Source organism: Acinetobacter lactucae (genome assembly GCF_013344765.1).
GTDB lineage: Bacteria > Pseudomonadota > Gammaproteobacteria > Pseudomonadales > Moraxellaceae > Acinetobacter > Acinetobacter lactucae_A.
On sequence record NZ_JABVBF010000162.1, the window covers coordinates 1 to 7,779 of the forward strand.

General features: G+C 38.8%; 7 protein-coding genes. 5 read left to right on the forward strand and 2 right to left on the reverse strand.

Translation table 11 applies throughout. From position 1 onward, the window contains the following. Positions 1 to 97: 97 nt before the first annotated feature. From HUN22_RS13960 to erpA, 4 genes are all read left to right on the forward strand, one after another. Positions 98 to 1,102 carry a putative solute-binding protein gene (locus HUN22_RS13960; protein WP_174730483.1) on the forward strand — a complete coding sequence of 335 codons (1,005 nt, stop codon included), beginning with the start codon at positions 98 to 100 and terminating at the stop codon, positions 1,100 to 1,102. 255 nt (positions 1,103 to 1,357) lie between these two features. Next, the gene (locus HUN22_RS13965; protein WP_002115480.1) at positions 1,358 to 2,365 is read left to right on the forward strand and encodes a putative solute-binding protein; all 1,008 of its coding nucleotides are present in this window, start codon (positions 1,358 to 1,360) and stop codon (positions 2,363 to 2,365) included. A gap of 352 nt (positions 2,366 to 2,717) precedes the next feature. Continuing rightward, positions 2,718 to 3,722: a putative solute-binding protein gene (locus HUN22_RS13970; protein WP_009392891.1), complete on the forward strand. Its 1,005-nt coding sequence runs from the start codon at positions 2,718 to 2,720 to the stop codon at positions 3,720 to 3,722. Positions 3,723 to 3,846: 124 nt separating this feature from the next. Beyond that, on the forward strand, positions 3,847 to 4,182 hold the full coding sequence (gene erpA / locus HUN22_RS13975) for an iron-sulfur cluster insertion protein ErpA (protein WP_002115421.1): 336 nt from the start codon (positions 3,847 to 3,849) through the stop codon (positions 4,180 to 4,182). Positions 4,183 to 4,241: 59 nt separating this feature from the next. Here the strand turns inward: erpA and HUN22_RS13980 are convergent, their stop codons facing one another. Continuing rightward, positions 4,242 to 5,084 carry an alpha/beta fold hydrolase gene (locus HUN22_RS13980; protein WP_174730485.1) on the reverse strand — a complete coding sequence of 281 codons (843 nt, stop codon included), beginning with the start codon at positions 5,082 to 5,084 and terminating at the stop codon, positions 4,242 to 4,244. Between the two features lie 127 nt (positions 5,085 to 5,211). Next, positions 5,212 to 6,339, reverse strand: a complete 1,128-nt coding sequence (locus tag HUN22_RS13985; protein WP_174730488.1) for an anhydro-N-acetylmuramic acid kinase — start codon at positions 6,337 to 6,339, stop codon at positions 5,212 to 5,214. A 61-nt stretch (positions 6,340 to 6,400) separates the two neighbouring features. On the opposite strand from HUN22_RS13985, the gene tyrS reads away from it, so the two are divergent. Further along, positions 6,401 to 7,633 carry a tyrosine--tRNA ligase gene (tyrS, locus tag HUN22_RS13990; RefSeq protein ID WP_079748541.1) on the forward strand — a complete coding sequence of 411 codons (1,233 nt, stop codon included), beginning with the start codon at positions 6,401 to 6,403 and terminating at the stop codon, positions 7,631 to 7,633. The last annotated feature ends 146 nt before the right edge of the window (positions 7,634 to 7,779 follow it).

A 7,779-nucleotide genomic window follows, 5' to 3' on the forward strand; every position in this document is an offset into this window, starting at 1 on the left:
AGATAGAACACATTTAAAAAAATGTGGCTAAAATAAAAACAGTTTAAAGTTTGGTTGATTAATGAGCTACTAATAAAACTAGACTAAGGAAAGTCAAATGAAAAAAAGATTGGGGATAATTAGTGCAGTATTTTGCTGTGCTATGGGAACAGCACATGCGGGGCAAAATGTCTGTGTGTTTGATTTATTAGGAAAGTCAGGTGAATCCTATAAAATGATGGAAGAATGGGCGCTTGCGGCGAAAGAGTGGCAAGCAGATATCACTTTAATTCCATTTCAAGATGAAGGCTTAGTTGACCGTAGATTACGTGAAGGTAAATGTGATGCCGCTTATATGACTTCCATGCGGGCGCGAAATTATAATAAGTTTGCAGGTTCGATTGATGCAATTGGGGGGGTAACCAGTAATGCAATTGCCCAAAAAGCCATTAGTTATGTTTTAGATAAACGTAATAAACATCGCATGGTGACGGTACAAAATGGAACCAATTACGAAGTCGTCGGGATTGTCCAAATTGGATTGGCTTATTTATTTGTGAGGGATAAAAACCTCAACTCAATTGAAAAAGTACGTGGTACTAAGTTTGCTATTTTACAATATGACGCAGCACAGAAAATTATGGTGGAAAGTGTAGGTGCACAGCCCATTCCATCAGAAATTACCGATTTTGTGAAAAAGTTTAATAGTGGACAAGTCGATGCAATTGCTGCGCCAGCTTATGCTTATAAACCTTTAGAGATTGGTAAAGGCGTTGGAGTGAAAGGGGCGATGTTTAGTTTTCCTGTGGTTAACGTTACGGGAGATTTAATTACTCGAAGTGATAAGTTCCCCGCAGATTTTGGAATAAAGTCACGTGCGTGGTTTATACAAAAACTACCTCAGAACTTTGCCATGATAAAACGGCTAGAAATGGGCATACCATCAAAAATTAAAATGAATTTTTCGGCAGAAGATAAAACCAAGTATCAAAAAATTTTACGTGAAGGTCGCCTGAGCTTAACAAAACAAGGTGTATACGATGCAACCATGATGAGTGTGCTTAAGCGTGCTCGCTGTACAGTTGAACGGACAAATTTTGAATGTACGCTTAATGGAGAGTAGTTTATTTTTTAAACACAAAAACGCTACATATATTTCAAATCTGAATATGGGTATGAAAATTGTGAATATAAAAAATAACTTATGGAAACTTAGGGATTTTTATCACTAATAAATAATTTAAGTTGAACAAACAATGGTTCAATTAGATAAAAATATTTGAGTAAAAGCTCTATTTTTTTCTAAAAAACATGATTAATATCTGTGTTTGAAAGGAAACTTCAAACAAAAAATCTGTTCCGTGGAAGGATGAAGAAAATGAAAAAAATCGTACTTGCTATGGCTGCCGCTTCTGTTGTTGGTTTTTCTGCTTCAGCGCAAGCAGCGAGTACCGTATGTGTATTCGACCTCTTAGGAAAAGCAGGCGACTCATATAAAATGATGGAAGAATGGGCTCTTGCTGCAAAAGGCTGGGGTACTGAAATTAACTTAGTTCCTCGTCAGGACGAGGCTGTAGCTGATAATGATTTTAAAGCGGGTAAATGTGATGCTGTAGCAATGACAGCAATGCGTGCGCGCCAATATAACAAATTCGCAGGATCTATCGACTCACTTGGCGGTGTTCCAAATAACCAAATTGCTCAACGTGCAATCACTTATGTATTAGATGCGCGTAATGCAGCAAAAATGACTACAAATATGGGTGGTAAAAAATACGAAGTTGCTGGTATTTCTCCGCTAGGTTCAGCATTCATTTTCGTACGTGACAAAAACATCAACTCTGTTGAAAAAGCTGCGGGTAAAAAATTCGCTGTATTAGGTTATGACGATGCACAAAAAATTATGGTGCAGCGTGTAGGTGCTCAAGCAGTTCTTTCTGATATCTCAAACTTTGCTGCTAAATTTAACAATGGTCAGGTAGATATGGTGGGTGCGCCTGCTTATGCTTACAAACCATTAGAGTTAAATAAAGGTTTAGGTGCAAACGGTGTAATGTGGAACTTCCCTGTATTACACGTTACAGCAGATCTAGTATTACGTTCTGATAAATTCCCAGCTGGTTTTGGTCAAAAATCTCGTGACTGGTTTGTAAAACAGTTACCAAAGAGCTTTGCAATGATCAACCGATTAGAAGCTCAGATTCCTGGAAAATACAAAATGAACTTAAGTGCAGAAGACAAACTTAAGTATCAAAAAATGTTGCGTGATGGCCGTATGGACTTAACTAAACGCGGTGTTTACGATGCAGGAATGATGTCTGTATTGAAAAAAGCACGTTGTTCTGTAGACAAGGCTAACTTTGAATGTTCAATGCCTGGTGAATAATCTTAATTTCTTTCAGAAAGCCTAGACTGAGTTCTAGGCTTTTTGTTTTGTATGTGCTGTCAGTTCTGCCATTGTGGTTAGTTGGAAAGACGTTAAGCTAAATTTAGATAAAAACTTCATAAGGAAACATGAAGGTATAAAAATGGATCAGGGACTTGAGTGATGAATATAATTGCTAATAGGTAGATCAATCGCTATCTATTTTTCATGGAAATAAAATCATAAAAGCAAAAGGTTCCGTAAAAATATCTTCAACATGATTTTTATATGAAGCCTATCCGAATCATACCATTTTGATGTGAAATTTCTTGGTATCGAAAAACAAAAACTCCACAAGGAAAGGAAAAAGAATATGCAATTTTCCAAAATGCTATTACTTGCGATGGGACTTACCACAGTTTCTTTTGCAGCTCAGGCTAAACAAACAGTATGTGTTTTTGACTTCGTTGGTAAAAATGGCGATGTCTATGCACTGATGAAGGATTATCAACTTGCCGCTAAAAACTGGGGAGCTGATATCGAGCTTAAAGTAAACCAGAATGAAGCCGTTATTGCTGAAGATTTTAAAGCGGGCAAGTGTGATGGTATTAGTGTGTCAGGGATGCGTGGCCGCCAATTTAACTCATTTACTGGGTCATTAGACGCAATAGGGGCCATTCCTGATCTCAAGCTTGCTGTAAAAGTGATGCAAGGTTTAGCGAGTCCAACTTTTAGTAAATATATGGTTAATGGACGTTATGAAGTTGTCGGTGTTATCCCAGTTGGTGATGCTTACCTTTTAGTAAATGACCGTAGCATCAATACGGTAGCGAAAGCCGCAGGTAAAAAAATTGCTGTGCTTGACTATGATGAAGCACAAAAAATTATGGTTCAGCAGGTCGGGGCTCAGGCTGTGAGTGCTGACGTAACAAATTTCGGTGCGAAATTTAATAACCATCAAGTTGATATCATTGGTGCACCAGCAGCAGCATTTAAACCTTTGGAGCTACAAAAAGGTTTAGGCACAAAAGGTGCGATCGTGAATTATCCAATCTTACAGGTCACAGGAAATATTATTATCCGCCCAGATAAATTCCCAGCTGGTTTTGGGCAGAAATCTAGGGAATGGGTTTCAGGTCAGCTACCACGTGCTTTTACCATCTTGGGTAAAATGAAAGCTGATATTCCACAAAAATACTGGATGGATGTTCCAGCAGCCGATAAGCCGGGTTACCAAAAGCTTATGCGTGAGTCTCGAATTAACCTTACACAACGCGGTGTGTATGATAAACGCATGATGAAATTACTATGGCAATTCCGTTGTAAGCAAGATGCGAAAAACTTCGAATGTGGCTTACAGGATGAGAATTACAAATAATCTTGATAAAAATACTCAAGATTCGCTTTAAACTTCGAAGACAGACCCTATATTGATTATGCTATACTCAATATAGGGTCTTTTTTATTTTGAAAGGCACAGCAAAATCCGAGGAACAATCATCATGAATGCCCAAGCTCTAGTTTTGACAGATAATGCTGCCAATAAGGTACGCCAACTCCGTGATAGTGAAGGGAATGACGATCTCATGTTACGTGTGTATGTAACAGGAGGCGGGTGTTCAGGGTTTTCGTATGGCTTCAATTTTGCTGAAAGCGTAAATGAAGATGATGCAGAATTCGTAAATGGCGATGTGAAAATGTTGGTTGACTCACTGAGCTACCAATACCTCATTGGTTCAGTAGTTGACTATGTAGAAGGCCTTGAAGGTTCACGTTTTATCGTACAAAATCCGAATGCGACAACAACATGTGGTTGTGGTTCTTCATTCTCGATTTAAAAGAATTTTAAAATAAAAAAACCTCTCCATGACGAGAGGTTTTTTTATTGATCAGATCATTATCTTTCACGGACAGATTCTAAAAAATATTGCACGAGTTCAGGTGCATTCTGATATGGAATCCAATGCGACGCATCCATAAAAACTGCTTCATAATTATTTTTAAAATAATGTGAGTTTAGCTTGGCGCTTTTTTCTGTAACGGCAATATCATGTTTACCCCAAATAAAAAGAGTTGGAACATCTATAACTTTAAATGGATTTCGAGGTTTGCCCCAAAAAAAGCCACGATACCAATTCAACGCCGTGGTTAATCTATTTTCATTTATAAACTCAGCCTCGAATATTTCAATTTGCTGCTCGGTCATACCTGATGACTTCAGAAACTTATGACCCAATTTAGGCAACTTTTTAAATAAAAGTTCGGGCAGAATCGGTAGCTGAAAAATTGCAAAATAATAAGATTTAAAAAGTTGTCTACTGCTTAAACAAGCTTTTAAAAATGCAGCTTGGTGGGGCACAGAAACTAAAGTGAGATGTTGAATATATTGTGGATATTTCATGGCAACCCCCGAAGCGATTGCTGAACCCCAATCATGCCCAATTAAATAAACTGGCTGACCCAACTGCTCAATTAAACTTGCCACATCTTCTACAAGTTCACTCAATGAATATTGAAATCGGCTTTGAGGCCTAGCATTTAAACTATAACCACGTTGATGGATTGCAAGTGTTCTAAATTGATGCTGATGCAATAATTCCGAAGTCTGCTCCCAACTATGGGCAGTTTCTGGGAAACCATGCAATAAAACAACGAGGGGGCCATCTATAGGGCCTGAATCAATCACATCGAATGTCCAGGCCCCACGAGTGTATTGTTGAATACGGTTGGTCAGATCCATACAAACATGCCTTAAATTATTTTTATCGGCATTTATCATGAGTTTTTATGCCCATTTAAATAACAGCATTTCGGGTCAGTAAATGTGCTATGAGGTCGAATCTAACCATTCAAATCAATAAATTATTTTATACCGCCGTGATCGTACCTAGAATTCTGAAATCCGAAGCACCTGTTACCGCTGGCAAATTACCACTTAAACCATTTACAAAGCGCATTGCTAACCATGCAAATGCTGTAGCCTCTACCCAAGTAGCGGAAAGTCCTAACACATCGGTAGGTTGAACAGACCAATTGTGCTTACGAAGACGCCAACGTAATTGTTCTAATAAATAAGAGTTATAAGCACCACCACCACAAACATATACTTCGCCTGTTTCCATCTCAGAGCGATAAATCGCTTTTTGAATGGCACGCACAGTAAGCTTTAATAAAGTGGCTTGGATGTTTTCCGGTGTATCTTCTAGCTCATCGTAAGTTAAATCATTTCGCCAATCGATTAACTGATCATCTAACCAGTCAATATTAAAGTCTTCACGTCCTGTGCTCTTAGGCGGTTCTTTAGAAAAATATTCATGTGCATGAAGACGATCGAGCAAAGAACGGATAGGATGACCATAAGCAGCCCAATCACCATTTTCATCATATGGATGACCTGTATGGCGATGACACCACGCATCCATCAAAATATTTGCAGGGCCCGTATCAAAACCAAATACACCTTCAGGGTTGTTGGCAGGCAGCATACTTACATTGGCAATTCCACCCAAATTCAAAATCACACGATGAATACTTGGATGTTGAAATAGTGCTTGATGGAAAGCCGGAACTAATGGCGCGCCTTGACCACCTGCTGCCATATCTCTACGACGGAAATCTGAAACAACCGGAATTTGAGTAATTTCAGTAATGATGTTGGGATCGCCAATTTGTAGCGTAAATCCATGTTCTGGACGGTGACGAATGGTTTGCCCATGCGACCCAATTGCTTTAATTTGGCTACGGTCTAATTGATGCTTTTCAATGAGAGTATTAATCCCCTCACCAATCATTTTGGCTAGAGCAACATCAGCTTTACCCATGCGGTCAATTTCATTGTCATCAGGCAAAGTTAACGCCATAAGCTCATCACGTAACTCGGGTTCGAATGGAACTGTAAGAGTGGCATGAAGCTGTAGTGGCTCAAATGAAGCCGCAACAATATCCACACCATCCATACTAGTGCCAGTCATTACGCCGATATAGATTGCGCTCATATGCAACTTCCCCTGCAAGACGCTGAAAAAATGTTAGTATATCGCACAAATTGAATAACTGATGTGTTTAGGTTTTGTGATGTCAAATTTCTTGCCCGCCGAAGAACAGCTTGCCCTCATCCAACGAGGCACGCACGAAATTATTTCAGAAGAAGATTTACTGAAAAAGCTCAAAGAGAATCGTCCTCTTAAAATTAAAGCTGGTTTTGACCCTACAGCACCAGACTTACATTTAGGACATACGGTTCTTATTAATAAATTGAAAACTTTCCAAGATTTGGGACATGAAGTTACCTTCTTGATTGGTGACTATACAGCGATGATCGGTGACCCAACTGGTAAAAGCGCAACTCGTCCGCCGTTGTCACGTGAACAAGTAGAAGCCAACGCTAAAACTTATCAAGAACAAGTTTTCAAAATATTAGACCCTAATAAAACAAAAGTACGTTTTAACTCAGAATGGTTTAATCAAAAATCTGCTGCTGACCTTATTCAGTTAGCAAGCCAGCAAACCGTATCACGCATGTTAGAGCGTGATGACTTCACAAAGCGTTATAGCAACCATCAGCCAATTGCAATTCATGAGTTTTTATATCCTTTAGTTCAAGGTTATGACTCCATTGCGCTTGAAGCTGACGTTGAGTTAGGGGGTACAGACCAGACCTTTAACTTACTTATGGGTCGTACTTTACAAAGTCGTTATGGCCAAGAATCTCAAGTGTGTATTACTGTGCCGATTCTAGAAGGTCTAGATGGCGTAAATAAAATGTCTAAATCTTTAGGTAACTATATTGGTGTATTTGATACGCCAGGGGCAATGTACCAAAAAGTTTTATCAATGCCCGACTCTTTAATCGAGCGCTATTTTGATTTATTAAGTTTCAAATCTCTTGATGAGATCAAAGCTTTATTAGATGAAATTGCTGCTGGTCGTAATCCACAAGAAGTAAAACGTATTCTTGCACTTGAGCTCGTTGAACGCTTCCATGATGCAGAAGCTGCTGCTAATGCCCATAAGAGTGCGGGCAACCGTATTACAGAAGGTGAAGTACCTGAAGACACACCAGAAGTAACTATTTCACGTGGTGAGTTTGGTGGAGAAATCTTTATTGCTACCATTCTACGTGTAGCAGGCCTAAATCCGAATGCAGCAGCTGCAAAAGATGCTGTAGCTCGCGGAGCAGTAAAAGTTGACTGGAATGCTGTTGATGCAAGTTTCTCTGTAAAAGAAAACGGTACTTTCATTATTCAGTCAGGCAAGAAAGCAATTGCACGTGTAATTTTCACTGATTAATAAAAAAGTTGTGTGGTGATAAAAGCAGGAGTAATCCTGCTTTTTTTATTTTAGAGTTACCAAAGTAATTAAACGTTCCACGTGGAACCATCTAAACATACTTAATAGTTAAAGAATTAAATTAAAAACAACAAGAAATATAAAGT

What these genes read in the sequence shown, in the direction of transcription:
- HUN22_RS13960 (WP_174730483.1), top strand. Translation starts at nt 98, where the DNA reads ATGAAAAAAAGATTGGGGATAATTAGTGCAGTATTTTGCTGTGCTATG.
- HUN22_RS13965 (WP_002115480.1), top strand. Translation starts at nt 1,358, where the DNA reads ATGAAAAAAATCGTACTTGCTATGGCTGCCGCTTCTGTTGTTGGTTTT.
- HUN22_RS13970 (WP_009392891.1), top strand. Translation starts at nt 2,718, where the DNA reads ATGCAATTTTCCAAAATGCTATTACTTGCGATGGGACTTACCACAGTT.
- erpA (WP_002115421.1), top strand. Translation starts at nt 3,847, where the DNA reads ATGAATGCCCAAGCTCTAGTTTTGACAGATAATGCTGCCAATAAGGTA.
- HUN22_RS13980 (WP_174730485.1), bottom strand. Translation starts at nt 5,084, where the DNA reads ATGGATCTGACCAACCGTATTCAACAATACACTCGTGGGGCCTGGACA.
- HUN22_RS13985 (WP_174730488.1), bottom strand. Translation starts at nt 6,339, where the DNA reads ATGAGCGCAATCTATATCGGCGTAATGACTGGCACTAGTATGGATGGT.
- tyrS (WP_079748541.1), top strand. Translation starts at nt 6,401, where the DNA reads ATGTGTTTAGGTTTTGTGATGTCAAATTTCTTGCCCGCCGAAGAACAG.